Source organism: Fibrobacter sp. UBA2449, assembly GCF_002342555.1.
GTDB lineage: Bacteria > Fibrobacterota > Fibrobacteria > Fibrobacterales > Fibrobacteraceae > Fibrobacter.
Genome location: NZ_DDQF01000004.1, coordinates 1 through 26622, shown reverse-complemented (window position 1 = coordinate 26622; position 26622 = coordinate 1). Strand labels below are relative to the sequence as shown.

Here is a 26622-nt window from a genome sequence, read left to right as displayed (position 1 = left end):
GGTGCGGGAATGAAACAGGCTCCGTTTGAACAGAATGTAATCGCGATGGTCTGGGACTGCGACAAGACGCTCATCAGTTCTTACATGCAAGAACCGCTCTTCCGCTATTACGGCGTGGACGGAAAAATTTTTTGGGACGAGGCGAACGCCCTCAGGGAACGCTATGCCGCGCAGGGCATATCCGTCAATGCTGATACGAGCTACCTGAACCACATCCTCACCTATGTGAAGGCGGGCCTGTTCAAGGGACTCAACAACGCCCGGCTTCGCGAGTTCGGCAAGGAGCTCGTGTTTTATCCGGGCCTCCCGCAGTTTTTCGGCGACATGAAGAAGCTTATCGCCGAAGACCCGAAATACAAGGCGTTCGATATCCGTCTGGAACATTATGTTGTTAGTACCGGCTTCGCGGAGACGATTCGCGGGAGTGCCATTGCGCCCTATGTCGACGGCATCTACGGCTGCGAGTTCATCGAGGATGCTTTGCAGCCCGGGTTCCTGAATGCGGCCGGGGACCTGAAATCGAGTGCGTCTGCCGCGGAACTCGGCCTGGTTCCGGATCGCGAGATTACCCAGGTCGCCTGCGCTCTCGACAACACCTCCAAGACGCGCTACCTCTTCGAAATCAACAAGGGAAGCAACAAGTATCCCGATACGATCGACGTGAACTCGTCCATCGCTCGCGAGAGCCGCCGTGTTCCCTTCGAGAACATGGTCTATATCGCCGACGGCCCTTCCGACGTGCCTGCGTTCAGCATCCTGAACTACAATGGCGGCGCCACCTTCGCCGTCTATCCCAAGGGCAACGTCCGCGCGTTCAAGCAGGTCGACGCCCTTCGCAGGGACAACCGTGTGCAGATGTTCGGCGAGGCTGATTATTCGGAAGGCTCCCAGTCGTGGCTGTGGCTTGTCGAGAAGGCTCGCTCCATTGCGGATGCGATTGTCGAAAAGAAGAAGGCCGCCATCAGGAGCAGCGCGAGCAATCCGCCGACCCATTTGGGCGGTTAGCGCCTCGAAAGAGGGCGTTTTGTCCTTGTAAAGGGCGGCCCAATCCTACCTAAAGCTTCCTGTCTTGTTATATTTTGGTTCCCTAGGTTCCGTGGGGTGGAATTTCGGTACTTTCCGCAAGGAATCCCCCGTGACTCGGAAGCGCTCCATACTTTTGGAGGGCTTTTTAGGGATTTATAAGTTTTATTGGTTTTGCATTTACTTCTAGGAGTTTTATGGCAAATAAGTGTAAGCGTGGGATTTTGATTAGCAAGACACCTTACGAGAAGCGCATCGCTATCATGGAAGATGGCGACCTTGCGGAACTTGTCGTGGAGAGCGTCTCGTCTACTCGAGTCCTGGGCAATATTTACAAGGGAGTCGTCCAGAAGGTGCTCCCCGCCCTGAAGGCCGCGTTCATCGATATCGGCCTCGAGAAGGCCGGGTTCCTCCATCAGGACGACGCCATGGACAGGAACGAGTCGCTTCGCCGCGAATATGGCGACGATGACGACGAGGGCGGTTCTTCCAAGGAGGTCTCCATCGACGAGATCTTGAAGGAAGGCCAGGAAATCATGGTCCAGGTCGTGAAGGAACCGATTAGCACCAAGGGCGCCCGTCTGACGACGCACCTGAGCTTTGCGGGCCGCTTCCTGGTGTGCATGCCGGGGACGAACTTCATCGGCGTGACCAAGCAGCTGCGCGACCCGTCCAAGCGCCGCGAGTTCAAGAAGGTGGTCCGCCGCCTCAAGGGCCGCGACGTGGGCTACATCGTGCGTACCAACGGCCTGAACGAATCCGAATTCGAAATCAGCAAGCAGATGCGCGAACTCGAGAGCAAGTGGGAACAGACGAAGTACAACTTCGAGACCATGCCTGCCGAAACGTGCATCTACGAGGAATCCGATTCCATTGAGCAGACTGTTCGCGAATACTTCGGCGAGAACACGGACTACGTGTATATCGACAACCGCGACGAATACTTTGCCCTCCGTGATTACCTCAAGGTGCTTTCTCCGGACAAGCTTGACAAGGTGAAGCTCTGGAGCTCTAGCGAGAGCCTGTTCGAATACTTCAAGATCGAGAACGACTATGCGCGCTCCCTGCAGCGCCAGGTCCCGCTTCCGCGCGGTGGCAACCTCGTCATCGAACAGACCGAGGCGCTAGTTTCCATCGACGTGAACACCGGACCGAAGGTGCACGGCAAGGACCAGAGCAAGATCATCCTCGAAACAAACATCGACGCCTGCCACGAGATTGCGAAGCAGCTGCGCCTCCGCGATGTGGGCGGCCTCATCATCATCGACTTCATCGACATGGAGACCGATGCCGACCGCGAGGCGGTGTACCAGGAATTCCGCAAGGCTATCCGCCGCGACAAGGCTCCCATCAGCCCGGCTCCCATCAGCCAGTTCGGCCTCATGGAAGTGACCCGCAAGCGCGTCCGCGTGAACCTGATGACCGAGAAGACGGAACTCTGCCCTGTCTGCCATGGCGGTGGCCGTATCCCGACTCTCGAATCTACGCTCGGCATGATTGACCGCTGGCTCGCCCGCGCCCGTGCGAAGGGCAAGCTTCGCGAAGTGACCCTCGTGGTGAGCACGCCGCTTGTCGATGTGTTCTGCAAGGACCTCGGCCGCATGTTCCACTACCTGGAATACAAGCACGGCATGAAGATCAACCTCGTGGAAGACGATCATGCGCATACGAACCAGTTCTGGGTGTACGACAAGAACAACGAGGATATCACCGACCTGTACAACTTTGTATAGGATAATCCCCGGGTGATAATTTAAGGGCTTGCGGCAAGACCGCAAGCCCTTAATTTTCAATGAGAGAGAATATTATTTCTTGCGGGATTTCTTGGAAGATTTCGGAAGCATCGAGCCGAGGTCGATTTCGTTCTTGCCGCCGCGGCGCACGCCCCAGAGCAGGTCGCGCGTGATGTTCGATGCGGTCTTCTTGCCGACGATAATCTTCATGTGCAGGCGCGCGATGTAGACGCCCGTTCCCGCGAGGCGGCCGTTGTCCGAACGCATGTTCCAGGAGAGGAAGAGGTTGCCGTTGTTCACGAGGCATCCTTCTTCGCCGTAGACGGACTTGTCGGAGCACATGATGACGCCGGAGGACCCGCCCACGTAGTGGCCGAGGTGCGTGAAGTACTTTGTCTCGTACTGGAGCTTTACGTCGTCGGGTGAGACGAGGTTCAGGGTGCCGTCGCGGTACTGGTCGATATTGCTTGCCGTGATGGTGCCGTTCTTGATGGCCTCGATTACTTCGTCGCTCACGCCGTTTTTCTTGAGTTCCTTTTCGGTGATGGTCCCGTCGATGATATCCTGGAAGAGGCTCCCGATGTTCTTGTCGGCGGCGGACTTGATGTCGTAGACCGTGTCGCGGCTCGCCTCGATGCCGCTTTCCACGTATTCGTTGAAGAGCGCGAGGTCATCGCCTTTGAGCTTGGTCTTGTAGTTGTCGGCGGTGATGGTCCCTTCGAGAATCCCGTTGAACACTTCGTCGCTGAATCCGGTCACCTGGCTTTCCTTGATAAGCTCTATCAGCTGCGTGGTGGCTTCCTCGCGCGATATCTCCGTGACCGTGATGGTGGTGTCGTCCTTGCCCCCGTTCAGGAGTTCCGTGATGAGGGCGTCGAGTGCCGCAATCTCTTCGGCCGTCTGCGAGGAGATGAGTTCCGCGACATCGAAACCGATGAGGTGCCCATGGACACCGAGAGAGTCGGAAACATACTTGGCGTCGACATCCTTGTTCGTGACGAGGAATGTTTGCGTCGTGGTCGTATCCTTGATAATCGGGTTGTCGGGATTGATTCCGCGGACATCGGGACCCGTGATTTCCATTTCCTGGTCGCCCGAGATTCTTACCTTCGGGGTGTACTTGTGCGGCTTGTTCTGGCTCATGTCTTCGGCGACATTGACGGTGGAGCCACCCACGCCGGGCACAAATCCGACGGAGTCTCCCACGGAGGGGACAATCGCGTCGTAGGTGGCCATGGAGAACAGGAGGTCCATCTTGCTCCGGTTGCTGCCGTTGTCGTATCCGATAGGCTTGTCCGGATCTACAACTTCGCCGGCGCGGACGCACACGTAGTTGAACATCTCCTTGTAGTAATCTTTGGTCTCGTCGGTGATGGCCTCGCTGAAGGTGAGGCTCAGCACGTGGCCGTTCTTCGTGATGCTCTTGACTGCCTGCGTGACAATCGGGTTCACGCCGTCTTCGAGCGGGTCCGCGTTGATGTGGAAGTTGTATTCCTTGCCGCCTTCGGTGTAGGTGAACCAGGTGTCGACGGCGCCCGTGTAGACGTCGTCCTTGCCGCCGGTGAACACGAGCGAGCTGAAGCCGCATGACTTGTAGGGCTCACAGGTCTCGCTGGAGACGATGGTGATTTCCGTATTGTTGTTGTGGGTCTTCCAGGCGCCTTTCTTCTGCACCGGGAATCCTTCGCCGAACGCGAACTTGAGCGAGTCGAGGCTGCTCTTGCCGCCGAGTTCCTTGTTGAACTTGATGCACACGCTGTCGCCCCGTCCGTCTCCGTTGCGGTCGAATATCTTGGCAGAGGTAATCCTCGGGATGGGCGGTTCCTTGAATATTAGGTTGCTCCATGTCGCCGCCGATGCCGCCGTTCCTTTGGCCTGCAAGGTCGCGCCCGTAATGGGAGTGTTCGCGCGGACGTAGAAGGTCGCCCTTCCTGTAGAATCGAGAACGACCTTGCTGATGGGCTTGCCTTCTTCGTTGAGGATGCTCATCTGCGGGTCGGAGGAGGAGAGGCTGATGTTCTGGTTGTAGAGGGTGACTGTCGCCCACTCTTCCTCGAACATCACCTGCACCTTGTAGGTCTCGTAGGCCCATTCGCCAATCTGTAGCGTGTCGCCGAGAACCTGTGAGCCGAGCTTCTTCCAGTTTTCGGTCGCGAACACGAGCGTGGGAACCTTGTAGGGCGGAATGGTAATCCAGACTCCGGCTTTCTGTTCAGGATTGCTCTTGAGCGAAACTTCGAGATAGTAGTGGCCGGGGGCGAGCGCGTTGTTCTCCACGATGCGTGCGGAGTCGATGCTGAACTTGTCCCAGGTGTCCTCGATGTAGATGCCTTCGAACCACCACTCGCCGGTCTTGTCGAGCAGCACGCCCGCTTCGCCGAGGTTGCCGCCGGTGAGACGGTAGTTGGAGGGGCCTTCCACGGTATCGACCTGTGCGCCTTCGTTCATGTCGAAGTTGCAGGAGAGAGCGTCCTTCTTCACGATCTGCCACACGTCGTAGTTCTTGAGCAGTGGCGTCGAGCGCGTGTCGGTGAGGAATATGCTTGCGTCGGTGTGCAGGTCCATGGACGTGCGCATCATGAAGTTGGAAGAACCGGTGTGGCGTTCCACGTAGAAGATGTGGAACGGGTATTCCTGGCCCTCGACGAGCCCGAGCGTATCGAGGTTCACGGAGCCGCGCACCTGGCTGTGCTGTCCGCCGAGGTCGACCACCAGGCGCCTGTTGATGAACACCCACACGTCGTCGTCGCCGAAGAACTCGAATTCCTGGCCCTTCACGTATTCGAACTTCGCCTGCACCTTCATGGTGAAGCCGAAGTTGTGGTTCTTGCCGTCCTTGGCCTTGGTTCCCGTGTCGAAGAAGATGTTCTTTACGGTCTTCGCATCGTCAAGAAATTCAAAGTCGTCGAGCAGGAAGAACCCGCCTTCCTTGCTGTTGCCGTCCTTCTTGCCTTCCCAGAATCCCTTGTCGGTCAACTTGAGTTCCACGTCGCGGCAGGTAGCGTTCGTGTACTGCTTGCCGGCGGCGTCCTTGCCGATGACGAGGGGCTGGAACCAGTAGTCGAGGTGCTCGGTGAGGAGACAGTGCTCGGGGAAGTCGTGTGCGCGAACCGGTGCGCCGTTTGCTCCCAGCTGCTGTTCTACCATGCCCGACATGTAGCTTGTGTTGTGCTGGTCCTTCGCGTTGTTCTGGTAGTTGTTGTACGATCCGCTGCAGCCGCCGCTACCGAAGTCGTTGCTGATGGCGTAGATGGGGTCGTTGAAATAAACGTCCTTCGCGCCGTTCGCGTAGGGCTTGCTGTCCTTGCATTCTATTCCGTCGCATCCTTCACCGTGCAGCCAGTCGAACATCATCACCGAGAGGATCCTCACGGGGCACTCGCCCAGGCGGTTCGGATATGCCGCGTAGAGTTCGGGTGCGTCCACGGGGTTTGCGATAATCCACAGCGTGTCGCCTTTGGCCTTGAGCGTGTCGAGCGAAATCGGGGCCCCGACGGGGAGCGATCCGGACGGGACGATCTCGGGTCCGTCGGCAGTCACGTAGGTGTTGCCGATGGTCTGCTTGAAGGTCACCTCGAACCCGGAGGCGGGCGTGTCCTTCACCTTGGTCTCGAACCAGCCGCAGTAGTTCTTGACTGCGGTCATGATGGTTTCCGTTCCGTTGTAGATTAGGATAGCATTGGTATTGGACCAGTTCGGCATGAACCGGATTACCGTTGTTGAGCTGCGGCCACCCTCTGGCTGTGACATAGCGCACACTACCGCAAAAAGCGTCAACAATAAAACTCTAGTGATAGACTTGTACCACACGGTTGTTACTCCTTTAACATCCCATTAATAGACTATACCTTAAATATGCCTTATTGTAAACGAAAATGCAACCATATAATTGTTTACAACACAAGGAGATACACGAAAAATGGCCATTTTCGTGTATCTTTGGTTAACAGAAATTTACAGTAGGGAGAAAAGGTTCCGTAATGCTACTTTTTCTTCTTTTCGTTCAGGATATCTCCCAGGTTGATGCCGTTGTTTCCTCCGCGGCGCACGCCCCACAGGAGGTCGCGCGTGATGTTCGTTGCGGTCTTCTTCCCGACGACGACTTTCAGGTGCAGGCGCGCAATGTAGGCGCCCGTTCCGACGAGCCGTCCGTCGTCGGCGCGCATGTTCCATGCGAGGAACAGGTTGCCCGGGTTCGCGAGGCATCCCGCGTCGCCATAGATTTCCTTGTCGGAGCAGAGGATGGATCCCGAGGATCCGCCCACGTAGTTGCCGAGGTGCGAGTAGTACTTGGTCTCGTAAACAAGCTTCACGTCGTCGGGCGTGACGAGCGAGAGCGTCCCGTCGCGGTAGCGGTCGATGTTGCTTGCGGTAATCGTCCCGTTCTTGATGGCCTCGATTACCTCTTCGCTCACGCCGTTCTTCTTCAGTTCTTTCGCGGAAATGGTCCCGTCGATAATGTCCTGGAACAGCGAACTGACATCCATGTCGGCCGCGGTCGTGATGTTCACGATGGTGTCTCGGCTCGCTTCGATTCCGCGCTGCACGTATTCCTCGAACAGCTGGAGGTCATCGCCTGTCAGTTTCTTCTTGTAGTTGCTGGCGTTGATCGTGGAATCCATGAACCCGGTGATGGCCTTGTCGCTAAAGCCGCTGATGGTGCTTGCCTGGATGGCCTCGATGAGCTGGGCGATGGATTCTTCCTTGGTAATCTCGAGCACAGTGTACGTGGTGTCGTCCTTGCCTCCGTTCAGCAGCGTCGAGATGAGGTTGTCGAGGCTCGCGATTTCTTCGGCGGTCTGGGTCGAGATGAGTTCGGCCACGTCGAAACCGACCAGGTGCCCCTGCACGCCGAGAGAATCGGAAACCTGTTTCGCGTCGGCATCCTTGTTGGTGATGAGCTTAGGCTGCGTGGTTGTCGGATCCTGCACGATGGGGTTGTCCGGCGAGAGCGGGAGCACGTCGGTTCCGGTAATCTGCATGTCCTGCTGTCCCGAGATGCGCACCATCGGGGTGTACTTGTGCGGTTTTACCCCGCTCATGTCTTCGGCGACATTCGTGGTGGAGCCTCCTACGCCGGGGACAAAGCCGACAGAGTCTCCTACGGAGGGAATCACCGCATCGTAGGTGGTCACGGTAAAGAGCAGGTCCATCGTGCTGCGGGAAGTCCCGTTGTCTATGCCCATGGGCTTTTCGGGATTGACCTGTTCGCCGCCACGCACGCAGACGTATCGGAACATGTCCTTGAAGTATTGCCTCGTCTCTTCGGTGATCGCCTCGCTGAAGGTGAGGCTCAGCACGTGGCCGTTCTTCGTGATGTTCTTGACGGCTTGCGTGACGATGGGGTTCACGCCGTCTTCGAGCGGGTCTGCCGCGATGTGGAAGTGGTAGCCCTTGCCGCCTTCGGTGTAGGTAAACCAGGTGTCGATGCTTCCGGTGTAGATATCTTCCTTGCCGCCGGTAAAGATGAGGGAACTGAATCCGCAGAGCTTGTAGGGTTCGCAGGTGCTGCTCGATACGATGGAAAGTTCGGTATTGTTGCTGGAGACCTTCCAGTTTTCTTTTGTCTGTACCGGGAAGCCTTCGCCGAATGCGAACTTGAGCGAGTCGAGGTTGTTCTTGCCGCCGAGCTCCTTGTTGAACTTGATGTGCAGGCTGTCGCCGCGCCCGTCGCCGTTGCGGTCAATGAATATCGCGCTGGAGATTCGCGGTATGGGAGGTTCCTTGAACACGAGGTCGGTCCATGTTGCTGCGGAAGATGCCGCCCCCTTCGCCTGTAGCGTCGCTCCCGTAACGGGTGCATTCGCGATGACGTAGAACGTGGCACGGCCCATGGAGTCGAGCACGACCTTGCTTATGGGCTTGCCGTTCTCGTCCACCGTCTTCATGTTCGGGTCGCTAGAAGAAAGGTTGATGTTTTGGTTGTAGATGGATACCTGCGCCCAGTCTTCCTCGAACATCACCTGCACCTTGTACATCTCGTATGCCCACTGGCCGATCTGTAGCGTGTCGCCCGAAATCTCCGATGAAAGGTTCTTCCATTCCTCGGTAGCGAACACGAGCGTGGGCACCTTGTACGGCGGGATGGTAATCCACACGCCGGTCTTCTGTTCGGGGTTGTTCTTGAGCGAGACCTCGAGGTAGTAGTGGCCCGGCGCAAGCCCGTTGTTCTCTACGATGCGTGCGGAGTCGATGCTGAACTGGTACCAGTTGTTTTCGATGTAGATGCCCTCGAACCACATTCCCGCGGTATCGAGCATCACGCCCGCTTCACCGAGGTTGCCGCCGGTAAGGCGGTAGTTGGACGGGCCTTCCACGGTGTCGACGTCTGCAAGCTCGTTCGCGGAGAAGTCGCAACTGAGGGCGTCCTTCTTCACGATTTGCCATACGTCGTAGTTCTTGATATCCCGCGTGGAGCGCGTGTCGGTGAGGAATATGCTTGCCTCGGTGCGCAGGTCGATGGAGGTGCGCATCATGAAGTTCGACTGCGTCTGCTTGCGTTCGGCGTAGAAGATGTGGAACGGGTAGGTCTTGCCTTCGACAAGCCCGAGCGTGTCGAGGTCTACCGAGCCCGAAGCCTTGGTGTGCTGTCCGCCGATGTCGACCACCAGACGGTTGTTGATGAACACCCATACGTCGTCGTCACCGTTGAATTCGAAGTACTGGCCGGGCACGTATTCGAACTTCGCCTGGATTTTCATGGTGAAGCCGAAGTTGTGGAAGCCCTTGTTACCGTTGATGGAATCGTAATGCACGTTCTCGACCGTGCCGGCCTCGTCGAGCCAGCGGAAGTCGTCGAGGAAGAATAACCCGCCTTCCTTGCTGCCGTCGTCACGCTGGCCGAGCCAGAATCCGTCGTCGGTCAGTTCGAGTTCCAGGTCGCGGCATGTGGCGTTCGTGTATTTCTTGCCGTCTGCACCGGTGTTGATGACTTCGGGCAAAAACCAGTAGTCGAGGTGGGTCGCGTTCGTGCAGCTGGAGGGGAAGTCCCTTGCGCGGACCGGGACGCCGTTGCTGCCGAGCGTAGGCTCCACCATTCCCTTCGTGAGACCGCATCCGCTGTTGCCGAAGTCTTCGTTTGTGCCTTCGCCGTATTGGGGGACGCCGCGTGCCTCGTAGCCGTTTCGTCCGCCCCTGTTCGAGCCGTCGTACCAGTCGAACATCATCACCGAGAGCGTCTTGACCGGGCAGTCGCCCAGGCGGTTCGGGTATTTCGAGAACAGGTCAGGGGGTCCCGAGGGATTCCCGATAATCCATAGCGTGTCGTTCAGCGCGGCGACGCTGTCGAGGTTGATGGGAGTCCCGACGGGCTGCAGGTCGCGCGCCACCTTTTCCGGGCCTTCCGCGGTCACGTAAGTGTTTCCGATGGTCTGCTTGAACAAGACCTCGAAGCCACTTGCGGGGGCGTTCTTGACGGTCGCCTGGAACCAGCCGCAGTAGTTGTTGACTGCGGTCATGGGGGTCTCCGTGCCCTTGTAGTTCAAGATGGCGTTGGTGTTGGTCCAGTTCGGCATGAACCGGATAACGACAGTAGAACCGCCTGCGCCGGGTCCGGCGACAGACGATGACGACGCAACGTCGGCCGAGGAAGAACTCCTGTCCCTCCCAGGCTGTGACATGGCGCACATTGCCATGACAAGCGTCGACAGAATCACACGAGTGATAACCTTATACCACACAATAATCGCTCCTTATTACACATCCCAATCAAGTGGGGCGATACTATAAATATCGCTTATTTTGGGTAAAAATGCAACAGGAGGCAGGGTTCCAATTTAAAATAAGCGTGCAAAAAACGTGCATAAACAGCCTATTTACGTAAACAAAAGTTTACGGCGGGGCAAAGGGTGCCGTTTTTGGGACAGGTCCCCAATTTTTTCCGCGGTTAAAACCTACTTTTTACACGTTCAACAATCAGTTTTATTCCGGAGATATTCTATGAATCGAGTCTACCTGGTCGCTTCCGCAAATATGGAAGCCAAAGTCAAGGAAGTCGTCGACGCCGTTGCCGCCGCCGGCCTCAAGTCCGCCACCTACAAGCCCTGCGTGAACGGCGCCGAGGCAGTTGCCGAACTCAAGGCGCACAACTCCGCCGTGCTCATGGAAAAGATTGCCGCCGACTTCCTTAAGCAGGACTTTGATTCCGTGGATGCAGTCGTGGTGGAAGGCGCTGTTGGCATGAGCGACGTGATGGCCCAGAAGTTCAACGACACCCTCGCGACCGCGCTCGACGCGAAGATCTATTCCGATAGCGAGGATGCCGACCTGTTCTGCCCGTGCCGCCTGCTGCATTGCCCCAAGTGCCTTGCGAAGGACCTCGCCGCAGAACCCGCCGAAAGGAAGACGAGCCAGGCGATGTTCCGTGCGGGTCTTCTCCTCAAGGCGTCCAAGGTGAAAAAGCGTATCGTGCTCCCTGAAGGTAGCGAACCGCGTACCGTGCAGGCCGCGAAGCTCGTAATCGACCGTGGTATCGCGGTTCCCGTGCTCGTGGGCAAGAAGGAAGAAATTCTGAAGGTCGCGAAGGAACAGGGCGTGCAGCTCCCGGCTGACATCGAAATTATCGAACCCAGTGCTGAACTCGCCGAAAAGTACGTTCCGACGCTCGTGGAACTCCGCAAGTCGAAGGGCATGACCGAAGACCAAGCCCGCGCGGCTCTTGCAGATAACGTAATGCTTGGCACCATGATGCTCAAGATGGGCGAAGTCGACGGCCTCGTTTCCGGTGCCATCCACTCTACCGCAGATACACTGCGCCCTGCCCTGCAGGTGATCAAGTGCGCCCCGGGTGTCAAGTCCGTGAGCTCCGTGTTCTTCATGTGCATGCCCGGCAAGACTTACATCTACGGCGACTGCGCCATCAATTTGAACCCGACCGCCGAGGAACTTGCAGGGATTGCCATGCAGTGCGACGACACCGCTAAGGCCTTCGGCCTCCCGAGCCGTGTCGCGATGCTCAGCTACAGCACCATGAACAGCGGCAAGGGCCCCGATGCAGACCTCGTGCGCGAAGCGACCAAGATCGTGAAGGAAGCCCGCCCCGAGATGCTCGTGGATGGCCCGCTGCAGTACGATGCCGCGACCGTGCCGAGCGTCGGGTCCCTCAAGGCCCCGGGCAGCACCGTCGCCGGCAAGGCGACCGTGTTCGTGTTCCCGAGCCTCTCTGCGGGTAACATTGGCTACAAGGCCGTGCAGCGTAGCGCGCAGGGCACCATCGCCATCGGCCCCATGCTCCAGGGTCTCGCGAAGCCGGTGAACGACCTGAGCCGTGGCGCCCTCGTCGAAGACATCGTGTACACGATCGCCCTCACCGCCGTCCAGGCAGGGTAAGAGCTAGCGACCGCTCATCCTAGTGCAAAGCTTAAAAGCACCGCTTTGATGAAAACCCCGAAAGTTGGATACAACTTTCGGGGTTTTCATCACGTTTGCTACCGGCTTTTCTGTTGGGTAAATGGCTTTGGCGATCGTCTAGCGGATCTTGTTTATCAGGCCGGCTGCGGTTTCGATAAAGATGATGAATATGGAGATGAATATGAAGATGAAAGCACCGACTGCCATGAGGCCGAATTTTATGATAATGTTGAAGAAGGTGCCGGCAATGTCCGATTCCCTGCGGGTTTCGGTGTGACCGTCCATGAATGTGGTCTTTACGATATAGTCATCGGCAAAGAGCTTGGCTGCAAGTCCAGCGCCGAAGAACGTGCTTGCCAATGAAAAACCGACTTTGCGCACCCATTCGAGGATCTTGTTGCGGGTGCGGCTGCGCGTCATTTCGTAACCATAGGGGTAACCGGTCCAGATGTAGAGGCCGATGAGAACGGCAAGGAGGATGATGAAAACCAGGTAGGTTGTGGCGCTGGATTCTGAACTCTTGATGTATCGATTTTCATCCGCGATGACACTGGCTTTGATTTGCTGGAAGTTCATCGCGGCAATGCTGTCGAAAATGGCACGGCTCTGGTTCATGTCTTTTGTGTTGTATTCAATTTGCTTTTGGATTGCATTCTTGCTGGAGTCGGTGGTGGCCGTTTCAAGAGACTTATTGAGGGTCTTCAGGTTCTTTTCGCACTCGAGGTAGTTGTTTTTATACGAGGCCAGCTTGTTCGCTTTCCATTTGTTTGCAGAGACGAAGAGTTCAGTGTATTTGAAGTGCGTTCCGCTCTTTTCCCAAGAGATGGTGGTGTCGTTTTCGGTCCAGGCTTCGACTTTTGCGATAGTGTCTTTTGCTGTTTGGACCGAGTCCTGACTGCTGCTGCGTGCCCATAGGAAAAGAAGGGCCAAAAGGATGACGCCACAAATAAGGCTAAACTTCCATGTGCGATGACGGGCGTAGGACCACTGTACGATATCGTTTAGCTGGTCGAATTTTTCGACGAATGCCGGGTCTTGGGCGTTGTCGGCAGCAGCTTCGGCTTGTCCCAGAAGTTCTGCCATGCGGTCGGTCTCTTTCTTGTTGACCGGGTACATATTTTCTTCTGTTACAATGCCGCTTTCGCGTTCCTTGGCCTTGATAAGGGAAGAGGTGAAGGCGGCCTCATGGAGTAGTTCCATGGCTTTTTGGTTGGTAGCGTTTCCTTCCATAATATGTGTCTCCTGGGGAAAAGTTGGAATTTCTGCTGTATAATAAATATAATTTAATTCTACCGCAATGAATACTTATGTTTTCAGTTATTTGACGCGTTCAGCGTCCGTGGCTGCGGCTCGGAAACAGGTCTGCAAGCAGTCTTGTTACACTTGTATTGTTCAAAAAAGAGATTATCGGTCTCCGGAGATGAAGGTCGTTGAACTTCGTCAACATGCAAACCTGTTGGGGGATAGCGACCGGACTCCTGGCTGGGATGGCCAGTTTAATTGACGCTTTGCCCTATTTCTTGTCGAGCTTGGCGTTAATCTTCTTCTTGAGCTCTTTCAGCTGCCAGCGGCCGCGCTTGTCTTCCATGAAATAGTTTGTCCGGATACCGCGGGAAAGACCGCGTTCGATAAGGTCGAGCGCGTCGGCATAGCGTTTCTGGTCAAAGCGAAGCTCTGCAAGGAAGAAGTAGTTGTACAAGTCTTTTGGGTCCTTTTCCAGCGCCATGGTCAGGTATTTGTCGGCGAGGTTCTTGTCGGGCCATGAAAGGACTAGCGGAATGTAGGGCAGTACGAAATGCGCGCGTCCGAGCACCTGGTAGTCCTCGGCAGCGGTCGCGACATCGCGGACCTTGGCGGCGACGCCGTCCTTTACGGCCTGCAGCGGATTCTTGTCGGCACCCCACATGGAAAGGGCGGATGCATAGATGTGTGCGATTTCCTTGTTTTTCGGGAACTTGCCGTAGGCATCCTCGCTGGCAGTCTTGAGCGAATCGAGCTTTCTTGCGCGCTTGCTCTTGTCGAAGGGCACGAACCGGAACGAGAAGAAAAGACTTTTCACGTAGCCTTCGGTGGCGGCTTCTTCGACCGAGGCGTCGCTGGTGGCCTTGTGATAGGCGTCGATCATGAGTTTCGCGTTATGCGCGTCGGCCTTGTCGCCCTTGGCTCGTTCCGCCCTGGCCGCATAGCACGAGTCCGCAAAACGGAGATCCTCGTTTGCGAACGCGGCACTGGCTGCCAATGCGAATACGAATAAAGTCTTGAAGCCGATTCCCATGGGGTCCTATACTTTCCAGGTTTGCAGGAGCTTGTTGACCTGCGCTATCCGCCCCTTCTCTTCGTCTGTACCGTGGTATGTCTTGAACAAAATATTGCGGTATTCCATGAGCGAGGTGCGGATGAGGAGTCTTTCTTCTTTTTTCAGCATGCGGTAAAGTTAATAAAAATACGTTTACTTGTTGCCTTTGCCCTTGCCGGAGAAATAGTCCTGCTGGCGTGTGGCGCCGAGAACGGCGTGCCATAGTGTTCCGTTCGGGTCAATTTTCTTCCTTTCGTTTACGGCGTATTCGATAGGCACGTGGCTGAACTGTTCGTTCATGCTGCCCACCACCATGTCGGTCTTGCCGGCCATGCCTGCGTGCACGGCGCTTTCAGCAAGTTGGAAGCAGAAAATGGCGTCGGTTCCTTTCGCGGGGATGCTTCTCACCATGTAGCTCGGGTCGAAATACTTGATGTTCACTTCCTTGCCGACCTTCTTGAAGTGTTCGTTGATTTTGCGCGTGAGGAACTCGCCGATGTCGTTCTTGAGGATGTTCCCGCTGGCGTCGCGGCGTTCTTCCTGGTCCTTGAATAGTTCCTGCCCGGCGCCTTCGGCGACAGCGATGACGGCGTGCGTCTTGCCGCTTGCATAGCGGCTCTCGAGAGCCTTGAAGAGGCCTTCCAGCGTGAAGGGTACTTCGGGAATGAGGCAGAAGTTCACGACGGTCGTTGCAAGGGCGGCATAGGCGGCGATAAAGCCCGAGTCGCGGCCCATGAGCTTCACGAGACCGAGCCCGTTGAACGCCCCGTTCGCCTCGTTGTGAGCGCTCGTTATCACGTCGGTCGCGGAGAGCACGGCCGTTTCGAAACCGAACGTGCGGTCGATGAGATTCAGGTCGTTGTCGATGGTTTTCGGGATGCCGATAACCGAGATGGGCTGCCTGCGCTTCTTTACTTCTTCGGCAATGGCATGCGCCCCGCGAAGTGTTCCGTCGCCGCCGATGCAGAACAGAACGTTGATGTTGAGTCGCATCAGGGTGTCTACCATGATGGCGGGTTCCTGCGTGCCGCGGGAACTTCCGAGGATGGTGCCGCCGTCTTCCTGGATGGAGTCCACGACATCCGGGTTCAGGACGATGGGCGAGTATCCGTAGGCGGGGTTGAGTCCGCGGTAGCCGTAGGGAATGCCGAAGATGTTGCGGACGCCGTAGTCGAACCACAGCACCTGTACCAGGCCCTTGATGACATTGTTGAGGCCGGGGCAGAGGCCTCCGCAGGTGACGATTCCCGCGCGTGTCCAGGCGGGGTCATGGAAAATGGTCTCGCGCGGGCCGGCCGCTTCGAGCGAGGGAATGGCGATGCCTTTCTCGTAAAATTCATGGATGCGCTTTACATCCGTGGTGAGGCTAATGCGGTCTTCTTCCGAAACGAACTGTATGCCCTTCATGGGCGACCGAAGTGTCCCCTTTCCGACGGTCTCGATGGAGAGGTCGTACTGGTCTGGGTTCTGGAGAATGTCTTCCTGTGTCATTGCCTAATCCTTGTTGCGTTCTGAGGCCCCTTTAGCGGAACCTACCTTAAAATACAAAAAAAGGGCCTAGACGGATGCGGGCGGGAAGTGTATTTTCGTCCTCAATCCGGGCCCCGCGTTCTCGAGTTCGATGGTCATTCCCGAAAGTGCGCAGAGTTTTTTCACCATGGAAAGCCCGATGCCCGTGCCCTTGGTTTCGCGCGTCATCTCGTTTTCGACGCGGTAGAATTCCTGGAACACCTTCTTCATTTCGGAAGGCGGAATGCCGGGGCCGTAATCGCGCACGGCGAGGTACACGTGGTTCCCTTCCTTCTTGAGTTCGATGACGATCATCTTGTAGTCGGCATTCTTCGAGAACTTGAGCGAGTTGTCCACCAGGTTCATGAGAATTTGCATTACGGCATCGCGGTCCATCATGAGCGAGACTTCGCTTGCGCTTGTATCGCAGGTGACCGTAAGCGAGAACCCGTTCTTCTCCACGTTGCGCGTGTAGGTGGCGACGAAATCGTCGAGGACGGCCTTGGGCCTGTCTTGCCGCAGCTGTACGGTCCAGCGGTTTCCGTCGAGTTTGGACAAGTTAAGCACGTTCTGGATGAGTCTCGTGAGTCGTTCCGCTTCGCTTGCGATGAGGTTGTAGTACTTGTGCCGCTTTTCCTCGTTCGCCACCCACGAATTCTGCAGCAGCTCTGCGTACATCTTTATCGAGGTTAGCGGAGTCTTTAGCTCGTGGCTCACCGCCGAGATAAAGTCCTGCCTCTTCTGGGCGAGGTTGAGCTGGCTCTGGGTGAGCCGGTAAATCGAGACGAGGCCGCCCCCGAGCAACAGGAACATGATGCCGCCGATGAGGATGAGCAAGTTCCCGTTCGATATGACCTGGCCGTGGTCGCTGGATTTCTCGGCGTCTTGGTCGATATACATGGCGAGGGTGATGCCGTCAAGCGGTTCGGCAAGCGGTTCCTCGAACACCTTGAGGGTCTTGTTGTTCCTGTCGCCAAACGAGATGACCTGTTCGCCCTTCTTGAAGAACCGGAGCGAGAGGTGGTTGTCGCTGTTCTCGTACTCGCTGATTTCGAGGCTTACGATGCTCTTCAGGTATTCGCGGATGTCGACGACGAAACCTTGCACGAAGTTTTCTTCGCCGCGCAGCACATTCCTGTAGAAAACGATGTGGCGGTTGTCCAGTTCGACCTGGAACGATTCGATGGAGATGTCCATCGTGCCGACATAGGGGAATATGCGGTAGAGCCCGGAAGTATCCCTCTTGGCCGATTCGACGTTGAATGCGAACTGCTCCTGCTCGGACGTCCTTTCCACGCGCGTCTTCCGTCCCTTCTTGCGCTTGGAGAGGTCCACTTCGTTTGCGAGCTGGTCGAGCGCGCTCGAGTTCTTGAGCGAATCCTGCGCAGTCGCCTTCTTGTTCTTGATGCCCATGTCGCGGACAATGAACTTGAGCTTGTTCTGGAGGGACTCGCGTACTTCGCGATTTTCGAGCTGCACTTGGCCGAGCACACCTGCCGGCAGATAGGGCGTGCTGAAAACGCCGTCCGGGTCTATCTGGAAATGCCCTATCAACCCTGTGTACTGGCTGCAGTAGTCGTTCTTTGTGGAGTCGTTGTCGCACGAAACTACGGGGTAGTTCAGGGCTAGGTCGGAATAGGTCGGCTGTTCGCCCGCCGAGATGGTCTTTGCGACCTTGATGAAGCGGTATTCCATGAACGACCGCTTGTTTTCGATGGAGAGGTCGTCCTTGATGCGGTTGTTCGCCATCTTCAGCACCTGGTTCGCGTGCATGGCCCACTCGGCCTTGGTGTCGTCCTGCATGTGCAGGTACGAGTCATAGAGGAGCCCCGCGATGGGCACCGCTATGACAACGAAGATGGCAACGAATATTGCAATTAAGCGGTTTTTGTGCATTCAGGCGTCGACCGCATCTGGTAACCTTCGCCGCGGAACGTGACCAGGAGCTTCGGGTGCGAGGGGTCGTCCTCGATCTTTTTGCGCAACTTGGTGATGTGGATATCCACGGTGCGCGTATCCACGGATTCGGCATTCTCGTAGCCCCAGACTTCACGGAGCAGCTCCGAGCGGGGCACTGCGTGGTCGCGGTTGTTCCAGAGGTATTCGAGGATTTCGATTTCCTTGCGGGTGAATGCGAGTTCTTCCTTGCCGCGCGTTCCTGCGTATTCGCGGAAGTTCACGCGGAGGTTGCCGGCGGCGAGCTTGCCTTCGTTTTCCAGCGACTGCCTGCTCCTGCGGAGTACCGCTTCGATGCGGGCGAGCAGCATGGGGACGGAGAACGGCTTCGGGATGTAGTCGTCGGCGCCGAACTTGAGGCCGTTGATGATGTCCTCGTCGGTGTTCTTTGCCGAGAGGATGATAATGGGGAGGCTTCTGTCTTTTTCGCGAATCTTGTCACAGACTTCGAAACCGTTCATTCCAGGGAGCATCACGTCGAGGAGGACTAGCCCGTATTGCCCGGAGAGGGCTTCGGAAAGACCGCTTTCGCCATCGGCCACGTGCTTTACGTTGTAGCCGTTGAGTTCGCAGAGGTCCACGAGACCTTCGGCAATTGCAATTTCGTCTTCAACAATGAGGATGCTTGTGCTGCTTGGATTGAGAGCCATCTTTGATTCCTTTGTATTCCTTCCTTAAAATTAAAGTGCAAAGCCGACGCCGACTTCGGCGGCCATCCTGCCCGGTTCGACTTCTTCGGGGAAGTCTCCGCCAAAGTAGTACTTGAAGTTTGCATATGCGGCGATCGGGATGATGGGGAGCTTGGCACGCACGCCAACGAGGATATGTCCGCCGATGCTGGTCTTGAGACCTTCTTCGAGGGCGGCATCCTGCAGGTTCTCGACCATGGCGTCAGAGACAGTCTTCATGATGTCGGCCTGGTCGGGCATCGCCATGGAAGTCGGGTCTGCGGATGGGTCGAGCAGCTTGGTCGGGTCGCTCATGATGTCGTTAACCTTCTTTTCCGCTTCGTCCTTGAAGGTGTCGATGAGGGTCTTGTAGGTGTCACCGACGACGCGCTTCGTGAACTTCTGGTTCAGGATGAACGTGTTCATGTAGTAGGTGAGACCGCCGCCGATGTAGGGGCGGATGATGGGGATGAACGTGATGGGATAGGTAATGGAGATGTCGCCGTTCATCTGCACGAACTTTGGGTTCGCCTTGCCGAACGGGGTCCCGCCAAGTTCGATTTCGAGGTCAATCTGCTTGTAGTCTTCCAGCTTGTATTCTTCGCCGGCGCCCATTCCCATGGCGCTCTTGAGGGCGAGGCTCGGGTCGAGCATGAACAGCGATGCGTCGTAGGAGCCGAACTGGATGTTGAATGTCGCTTCCACGTCGATGATGGGGAGGATGTCCACCCACACCTTGAAGCCGAAACCGTGCATCATCTCGTTGAAACCACCGTGCCACAGCTTGACTTCGCCCGCATCGGAAACGTCGACGCTGTTGCCGAACCTGTCTGGGGTGGCCGAGAAACCGGTCATCTTCGTCCCGAAATTGGGGGTGTAGTGAGCACCGATGCCGATGATGGCAAAAGACTGTGTTGCAAGCAGGGCGCCTGCCGCAAGGACTGCTTTGAAGTTCATATAGACTCCTTGGATTGACTTTCAAACTTGAAACTAGAAAAAAAAATCAAAAAACGGACACTCGAATGTCCGAAAAAACAAGAAAATGGGCCAGAAGCCTTCTTTCCGAGTCCTTTTATCGGATAAATAGGATATTTATCACACTTTTCGTATCATTTTTCTCTGACAATGTGAAAAAAAGTATATATTACTATCTATTAAGATGCTAGGGTGACCCCTGATGCGGTTTGGCAGGGGTAGCCGGTGTATCGCAAGATGTTTGAAAGAAGGTGTGATATGCGAAATATCGCAAAATACATAATTCTCCTCGGTTGCCTGGTCGGCCTCTCGTTCGGGGCTCCATCGCGAACGGAGACCAAGCGCGACGCTTCCCGTGCGTATGACGAATTGGATGGGGTGGAAAGGCCCGCCCCGAAGACGGCTCCCGCACAGAGGACCCAGCAGCAGGCGGTGGCTCCGGCATCGGCCCAGAGGCCGGTTTCGCAGTCGAATTCCTCCTATGCGGGGGACTTCCACATGCCTACAATTCTCGTCGTCCCGGCCCAGAAGGCAAAGGGCATGAGTGATTTGCAGGCTTTCCAGAGCAACCCCAACAACCGCATGGCGACCGAAGCCATCAACAGCTATTTGACACAGCGCCAGTACGAAGTCAAGTCCCTGCAGGGCCAGGAGACATTGAACGAGGTCATCCAGATGCAGCAGGATATCGCCGAGACGGACGAGGACCTCTCCTATCTTGCAAGTCTTGCTCTCGGTGCCGATATCTACGTCAAGTTTGCGGCATCCATCGAAAAGGGAGTCGTGCTGATTGAGCTGAGCGCCTACGAGGCCGCGACCGCGCGCCTTCTGGGAAGCCAGACGAGCCAGGCCATGGTTTCGGGAAATTCCCGTGGCGAAATTGCTGACGCAGTCTTTGCCGCCGCTACACGCGCCATGCCTGGCCTCGAGAAGAAAATCAAGGGTTACTGGGAAGTGGACCGTAAGAACGGCGTGCAGTACAAGGTCATCATGAAACTCCAGGGAGAGTTCGATGAACAGCGTGTCGAGGATATCCAGGATGACGTAGATCAGCTCCTGAAGAAGGCTTTCAAGCGTGTTAGCGTGAACGTGATGACATCGAAGACTATCGACCTGACCGTATTCGCGGACATGAACAAGTTCGCCGATTCGCAGGAAGTCTACAGCTACGTCCGTCGCGGCATGAAGGGTTCGGTGACAGTCAAGAAAATCAACATCACCAAGAAACTTATTCTTATCGAGTTGAAGTAAGATGAACATCAAGAAAATTGCGATTTTGCTGTTGTCGTTCTCTGTTGCTGCTTTTGCTGGCAAGGTCATTACCTATACGGCATCTTCTGCCGTATCGCAGGAAGAAGCGAATAATACTGCGATGGCCGGTGTCGCAAAGCAGGTTTCATCGACGGTCAAGACCGATGACAAGCTCTATACGGAGGATGTGTCCGCTGGAGGCAAGGAGAAGATTTCGCAGACCTATACGTCCAACAAGAACGTGAAGACCGATGTCGACCTCAAGTGGATCAAGGTGACTCCGCTCCCGAAGGAAGGCAAGCGCTTCCGCGCGACGGCCACGCTCGATATCGACGAGATGACGAACAACATCCGCCTGCAGATGGCGACGGCAAAAGAAAAGCTCGAGAAGTTTGAAGCTGCCGGCCGCGCCGCCCTGGACGCTTCCCGCTATGACGAGGCTGCGCGCAACCTCGCCGCGGCAGAGGCTCTCCTGCAGCCGTATGCGCAGTTGAAGGCTGAACTTGCCAAGGTCTTTACCCTGAATGAATCGTTCAACCTGAAGCACGATCTTCCCGGTCTCAAGGCCGCTATCGCATCGCGTCTCGCGAACATCAGCGTGCAATCCGTACCGGCGCGCCTGGTTATCGATAAGGATATCATCACCGACTTGAACGTGACGGTTACGGATGCGAATGGAATCGTGACGGATTTCCCGCTGAAGGCCGTGCAAAATGGCAAGACGCTCGCCGAACGTCGCACCCAGGACCAGGGCGTTGCCGTGTTCACGATCCAGAATGTGGAATTCGGTGCTGGCCAACATACCTTGACCCTGGTTCCCAACTTCCCGAAAGATATCTTGAAGGCGGCCGGGATGGCCCAGGGCTTTGTGGTCCAGTACGAGGTTAAGCTGCCGGCATGCAATGTGCGCCTTGACTGCAAGGGCAATGCAGACGGATGCAAGGCGCTTACCGACCAGATGGCCAAGCAATCCATCTTCGTCGGAAACGATTCCCGCTACCCGCTTCTCGCCGCGGAGGTAAAGTCGACTCCCAAGAGTTCTCTGAACCAGCTCCTGTCATTTGATGTCGCCATTTCCGTTTCCGGTGACAGGGTCAGCTTCTCGAAGAGTTCCAAGGGTGTCGGGAAGACGGAAAGCGAAGCCGTTTCCAAGGCTATCGGCAAACTCAAGTTCAAGGAACTGGAACAGCAGGTCAAGGCTACCTGCGGAAAGTAAAACGAGAAACTTCGGCAAGCGTGTGCTTGCCTCGCGCATACACATGCGTAATCGATGAAGTAAAAAATTTTGGCATGCAAGAGCTTGCCTCGTATATACAATAAAGGACGCCATCCGGCGTCCTTTGCAGTTTCTTCGTGTGCACTTGGCGGTGCTTTGACGATTACTTCTTTTTCTTCTTGCCGCTAGCGTCGAGCGTAATCTTGACGGTTTCTTCACCCTTCACGGTCACGAGCATTTCGGCGGACTTGCGGTTGGAGCATTCTGCGCGCACGAGGTGGTCGCCTGCGTCGAGGTTGTGGATGGTGAGAGCTGCGCCGTCGGTCTTGTCGGAGTTTTCGCCGTCGACATAGATAAGGCACTTGCCCGGAATGGTCGTCACTTCGATGTGGCCCTTCGGGATCTTGGTGCCGTAGTCGAAGGTGTTGCGCTTGTCCTTGCCCGGCCACACGTTCACGCGCTGGTTCACCAGTTCGTAGCCCTGGTCGATGACGATGAGGGTCTGGCGACCGGATTGCACCTGCATGTTCTCGATGGGGCTCTTGCCGAGGAGTTCGTTACCCAGGTACACGTCGCTGTTGGGCGGGTTCGTGATGATGGTAACGGTTGCGGGCTTGCCGCGGGGAGGCGGGTCGTCGTCTGCGACAGCGGCCGAGACAAGGAATGCCACCAAAAGGGCGAGGATGTAAAGTTTCTTCATTAGTGTTACTCCTATTTACGTTTACCCCTAAAATATAAAGTTTTCCTTGAAGTGGGAAGAGTTTTATAATATTTTGTAGGTAAAATTCTTTTAAGAGACACCCAAAAGCCAATTTTTATGAAAGCCCTATACCAGAAAATCCGCATTCTGAGCGGCAAGAACTACGGCCTGTACAAGAGCCTCGCTGAAAAACCATGGGATTTTGGCGACTTTGTGCTGGAATTTATCCATGTGCAGGGAGATCCGTATGCGCCGCCTTCGAGGGTTGTTCTCAGGGCGGCTCTTTCGACGCTCGGGTATGCGTCGGAATGGGGCGGTAGCTTTGAACGCAGGCTCGCGCTGAGCGATTTTCTATACCGTAAACTGGGACGCCTGGTGCAGGAAAGGTTCCCCGGGAAAGATGCCGCGGTCCTGTTCGATTTTGCCGGACCCGAGATGTTGGTGCGGAATAGCCTTTGGATAGACAATGGCGAAATTCGTGTGTGCTTGCAGGTGAGGCTCCCGGGCGAGGGCCGCAAGATTCAGGCGGAACCTGCGGCGGAAATCTTGACGATGGTCCTGCCTGACCTTGTGTCGGCGGGGCTGTATTTCAGCAAGGCGGACGAACCCCAGATGCTGGAACACTACCGTGTGCTTGCCGAACGCAAGGAAATTCTGGAGCAGCTCGATACTCGCGGGCTTTGCGCGTTCGTACCCGACGGGGCGGTACTTCCGAGGGCTTCGGGCCTGAGCGAAATGCCTCTAGAGGGAGCCGTGCCGTTTGCCTCGCCTGCGGAGATGGCTGTGACTCTAGATGTTTGCGGACGCAAAATCCGCGGCATGGGAATCCCCAGGGGAATTTCGGTTATTACCGGCGGCGCGTTCCACGGGAAATCCACGTTGTTGCAGGCCTTGACGCGGGCGGTGTACCCGCATGTGCCGGGTGACGGTCGCGAGGGAATCGTGGTTGACGAGACTGCGCTCCGTGTGGGCGTGGAAGACGGGCGCAGCGTTCGCGGTACGGACCTCTCGATGTTTGTCCGCGACTTGCCGGGTGGCATCAGCACGAAGGATTTCAATACGCTGTCGGCCTCGGGTTCCACGAGCGAGGCGGCGAACCTTCTCGAAGCCATGGAGGCGGGTGCAAGAACATTCTTCATCGACGAGGATTCCTCTGCGGTGAACTTCTTGATTCGCGACATGCGCGTACGCAAACTGCTGGGCGACGAGCGCGAGCCGCTTATCCCGCTGACCGACCGCATTCGCGAGCTCGCTTCTGCGGGCATGAACTTTATTCTTGTCGCGGGCGCCTGCGGTGACTATCTTGACCTTGCAGACAACATAATTGTAATGGCAAATTACAGGGCGGAGTGCGCCAGGTTCAATGAAGCCGCGGCTGCTCTGGTGCCCGCCGGGATGCCGGTGAAGCGCCCCTTTGTTGCCTACATGCAGCCCCTTCAGAAATTTGTACGTCCGGCCTCTGCCGTGGAACGCCAGGTGAAGGTGAAGCTTGTGGGCGATACGCTTTTGCAGATAGGCTTCCTTGTGGCCGACACATCGAGACTTGTGACGCTGGTAGATAAACAGCAACGTTTCGGTGCCGGTTTCATGCTTTTGAACATGCTCCAGAATGCCGCGAGCAATGCCGAGGGAGACTCGCCTGTCGATTCTGTCGCAGGTGCGGCGCAGAAACTTTGCGACACGATTTGCAATGTCGGGTTTCGCAACTTGCCGCAAGGCATGAGCCGCGAGATGAGCCTGCCCCGTGCCGTCGATATCGCCTGCGTGGCGTTCCGACTGACCGCTGCAAAACGCTGACGAATTACATTCATAATCTGCAACGTTGATATATATTCTAATAGAGTCTTCGAGTTGTTTTCGGGGCCTCCTATTAGTTTTTCGGTAAGGTGTAATCATGTCCAGAGGAGAAAAGCTTTGTTTAGTTCTATTTAGCCTTGTGCTGCTTGCACAGGTGGCTTATGCTGCCGATTCAAGTTTGGAAAAGGCCAAGCGCGATGCCATTTACGGGTATTCCTCGGAAAGGGCTGTCGAGGAACTGGAACGCCTCGCGCCGCCTGCCGGTTTTGTTCTCCTTTCTTATGAAGAGGAATTCCTCCTGTACAGCAGGGCGATCCAGGATGCCGATGCCATAGACAAGCCGAAGTATTGGGAGCATATAGATTTTCTGCTCGCGAAACGCGATTCCATTGTGGCGGTCCGCGAAAAACTGCAGGTTGTTGGTGGGGAATGTCTGCTCGAAAAGCGTCATCTGGCCATCAACGTGAACCATCGCGATTTACGGTTTGCCATGGCGGTGAGGGATGTCCCGCGCGAGACGCGCGAATTTTACGGCATATACCTGGAACGCCTCGCGCTGAACTATGGCGGTGGCGAACCGATGGACTATAGCAATTCTATTGCGGAGTGGAATGAATTTCGCAAACGCTATCCCGGTAGCCCTTACCTTGGTTGGGTGCCTCCAGCAAGCCCCGAGACGGCGAAGGCTGCCGAGGATCAGCATCTGTCCGTGGCTCCCAAGTGGATGCACTGGACGCTGCTTGGCGGGTATTCCTATGCGATGTATTCCGGAGGATTGGAAAAAATACTGGAGCCTTCGACCGGGTTCAACATCATGGCCGAATGGCAGATGTCGCGCATCCTGTTCCTGCTCCAGGTTGGTTCTATTTCCGGTGACGACTTCAGTCATTTTTCCATGGCGCTGTCTGGCGGTTTTGCCTTCATGGAATGGAAATATTTCTCGGCGGATGTGATATTCGGGATGGTCGGTGAAGATTTGAAAATGAAAGATGTAGACGATATCCCGTCGTCAAAAACTATGCTCGTTGGCGTGCAGGTCGATGGCTTCATTCCCGTGACGAATGTCCTTGATATCGATATCCGGGCGCAGTTCTCCTTGCGCTATTCCTCCTTCGAGATCGACGGTCGCAACAAGGGCGGCCTGGTCGAGGTGTTGAATCTTTCTGCCGGGGTCCATTTCGGTGCGCCCAAAAGGAGTGGACGATGAAAAAGTTTACTGCTCCTTTGTTTGTGATTATGTTGTTCTTAATGACGTGTGTGCTGAGTGGCTGTACCACGGTAATGAAACTCGCCGTTGACTGGATGAACTACACGCAAGATTCCTACTATAGGGACCATGTGCCGGCTGGCGGCTGGGTGGATCCCGAATGGGACGGAGTCCCGCGCAGTGTTACGGTATTGTATTCCGAGCCTATGTTCGACGGGTATTCGTCGTTCAAAAAAGAGTGGCCTGAATACGGCGGCAATTTCAGCGGCTGGTTCAAGCAGCAGATGGATTATGCCGCGGCGACGCTTAGCGTCCGAGCGGAAGTAATGAGCGTCGATGATTCTGCGTTTGCGCTGGAACGGCGCGCCCAGTGGCATCGCTATGGCGCAGATGCGGATTCGGTCGAGGTGCCGGTGCTTCGCGAAAAATACAGGGATGACGTGGAAGAAGTCGCGGTGGTGATATCGCCAGTCGTCATTGTTGCAAGCGAACGTGCTGATACAACGGGTGTAAAAACGGTGAAGGCCCAGTATTCCATTACCGATGTCAAGCGCGGCAAGGTTCTTGCGTACGGCAAGGTGGACGTCCGGGGTGAAATGGGACGTACGGCGAATGTTAGTTTGTCTGAAAAACTCCTGCATCTGGTTGTGAAAGGTTCTCCGTTGGAGCAAGTTCGTTTGTCTCCCATGGAAAACAACGGCGAAAGGCCGCAAAAAAGGAGCGTCTGGAAGGAGTAGGGGCTTTTTTTCGTGGTGTGCGGTTGTTTTTTTGCGCTTTCGACTCCCTTGAAACGGTCTTGTACACTAGATTTTTGTGAATTATTTGTTGATAGAGGGTTTTTAAACTGGTTTTTACCCGTTTTTTCAAAAAAAGTGAAAAAAAGTGAAATTTTTTCGAGAAAAACCCTTGACATTCTCCCTGAAAATTCTATAATTGGCCTCAC

At 55.8% G+C, this 26622-nt stretch carries 18 protein-coding genes; 8 read left to right on the top strand and 10 right to left on the bottom strand.

Annotation, left to right across the window (positions count from 1 at the left end; translation table 11 throughout):
* Positions 1–9: 9 nt before the first annotated feature.
* Both B4B27_RS01125 and B4B27_RS01120 read left to right on the top strand, forming a co-directional pair.
* Positions 10–1005 (top strand): hypothetical protein, encoded by a 996-nt coding sequence (locus B4B27_RS01125; RefSeq protein ID WP_290722834.1) that lies wholly within the window; start codon positions 10–12, stop codon positions 1003–1005.
* A 215-nt stretch (positions 1006–1220) separates the two neighbouring features.
* Positions 1221–2756 (top strand): Rne/Rng family ribonuclease, encoded by a 1536-nt coding sequence (locus tag B4B27_RS01120; protein WP_173366049.1) that lies wholly within the window; start codon positions 1221–1223, stop codon positions 2754–2756.
* A gap of 72 nt (positions 2757–2828) precedes the next feature.
* Here B4B27_RS01120 and B4B27_RS01115 read toward each other — a convergent pair whose 3' ends face one another.
* The gene (locus B4B27_RS01115) at positions 2829–6506 is read right to left on the bottom strand and encodes a fibro-slime domain-containing protein (protein WP_290722831.1); all 3678 of its coding nucleotides are present in this window, start codon (positions 6504–6506) and stop codon (positions 2829–2831) included.
* 233 nt (positions 6507–6739) lie between these two features.
* On the bottom strand, positions 6740–10435 hold the full coding sequence (locus B4B27_RS01110; RefSeq protein ID WP_290722829.1) for a fibro-slime domain-containing protein: 3696 nt from the start codon (positions 10433–10435) through the stop codon (positions 6740–6742).
* A 259-nt stretch (positions 10436–10694) separates the two neighbouring features.
* On the opposite strand from B4B27_RS01110, the gene pta reads away from it, so the two are divergent.
* The gene (gene pta / locus B4B27_RS01105; RefSeq protein WP_173382089.1) at positions 10695–12083 is read left to right on the top strand and encodes a phosphate acetyltransferase; all 1389 of its coding nucleotides are present in this window, start codon (positions 10695–10697) and stop codon (positions 12081–12083) included.
* 138 nt (positions 12084–12221) lie between these two features.
* Here the strand turns inward: pta and B4B27_RS01100 are convergent, their stop codons facing one another.
* The 7 genes from B4B27_RS01100 to B4B27_RS01070 form a co-directional block, all read right to left on the bottom strand.
* Positions 12222–13334, bottom strand: a complete 1113-nt coding sequence (locus B4B27_RS01100) for a hypothetical protein (RefSeq protein WP_173382090.1) — start codon at positions 13332–13334, stop codon at positions 12222–12224.
* Between the two features lie 283 nt (positions 13335–13617).
* A complete protein-coding gene (locus B4B27_RS01095; RefSeq protein WP_173366000.1) occupies positions 13618–14379 on the bottom strand; it encodes a hypothetical protein in 762 nt (253 codons plus the stop codon).
* Between the two features lie 6 nt (positions 14380–14385).
* Positions 14386–14529, bottom strand: a complete 144-nt coding sequence (locus B4B27_RS01090) for a hypothetical protein (protein WP_173366001.1) — start codon at positions 14527–14529, stop codon at positions 14386–14388.
* A 24-nt stretch (positions 14530–14553) separates the two neighbouring features.
* A complete protein-coding gene (locus tag B4B27_RS01085) occupies positions 14554–15891 on the bottom strand; it encodes an ATP-dependent 6-phosphofructokinase (RefSeq protein WP_173366002.1) in 1338 nt (445 codons plus the stop codon).
* Between the two features lie 66 nt (positions 15892–15957).
* Complete coding sequence (locus tag B4B27_RS01080; RefSeq protein ID WP_290722822.1) at positions 15958–17805, bottom strand: sensor histidine kinase; 1848 nt, start codon at positions 17803–17805, stop codon at positions 15958–15960.
* Positions 17787–18515 carry a response regulator transcription factor gene (locus B4B27_RS01075; RefSeq protein ID WP_173366004.1) on the bottom strand — a complete coding sequence of 243 codons (729 nt, stop codon included), beginning with the start codon at positions 18513–18515 and terminating at the stop codon, positions 17787–17789. Before B4B27_RS01075 ends, B4B27_RS01080 begins: the two co-directional genes overlap by 19 nt.
* Before the next feature lie 30 nt (positions 18516–18545).
* Positions 18546–19490 (bottom strand): hypothetical protein, encoded by a 945-nt coding sequence (locus B4B27_RS01070; protein WP_290722819.1) that lies wholly within the window; start codon positions 19488–19490, stop codon positions 18546–18548.
* 276 nt (positions 19491–19766) lie between these two features.
* On the opposite strand from B4B27_RS01070, the gene B4B27_RS01065 reads away from it, so the two are divergent.
* Together B4B27_RS01065 and B4B27_RS01060 are read left to right on the top strand one after the other, a co-directional pair.
* The gene (locus B4B27_RS01065) at positions 19767–20759 is read left to right on the top strand and encodes a DUF6175 family protein (protein ID WP_173382092.1); all 993 of its coding nucleotides are present in this window, start codon (positions 19767–19769) and stop codon (positions 20757–20759) included.
* 1 nt (position 20760) lies between these two features.
* Positions 20761–21975, top strand: a complete 1215-nt coding sequence (locus tag B4B27_RS01060; RefSeq protein WP_173366007.1) for a hypothetical protein — start codon at positions 20761–20763, stop codon at positions 21973–21975.
* Between the two features lie 163 nt (positions 21976–22138).
* On the opposite strand, the gene B4B27_RS01055 is transcribed toward B4B27_RS01060, so the two are convergent.
* The gene (locus B4B27_RS01055; protein ID WP_290722815.1) at positions 22139–22675 is read right to left on the bottom strand and encodes a PEGA domain-containing protein; all 537 of its coding nucleotides are present in this window, start codon (positions 22673–22675) and stop codon (positions 22139–22141) included.
* A gap of 117 nt (positions 22676–22792) precedes the next feature.
* Between B4B27_RS01055 and B4B27_RS01050 the strand changes: the two genes are divergently transcribed.
* From B4B27_RS01050 to B4B27_RS01040, 3 genes are all read left to right on the top strand, one after another.
* On the top strand, positions 22793–24472 hold the full coding sequence (locus B4B27_RS01050; protein ID WP_290722812.1) for an ABC-ATPase domain-containing protein: 1680 nt from the start codon (positions 22793–22795) through the stop codon (positions 24470–24472).
* Between the two features lie 139 nt (positions 24473–24611).
* The gene (locus B4B27_RS01045; protein WP_290722809.1) at positions 24612–25679 is read left to right on the top strand and encodes a hypothetical protein; all 1068 of its coding nucleotides are present in this window, start codon (positions 24612–24614) and stop codon (positions 25677–25679) included.
* Entirely contained in the window at positions 25676–26416 is a 741-nt protein-coding gene (locus B4B27_RS01040; protein ID WP_290722806.1) for a hypothetical protein, read from the top strand. Before B4B27_RS01045 ends, B4B27_RS01040 begins: the two co-directional genes overlap by 4 nt.
* Positions 26417–26622: the final 206 nt, after the last annotated feature.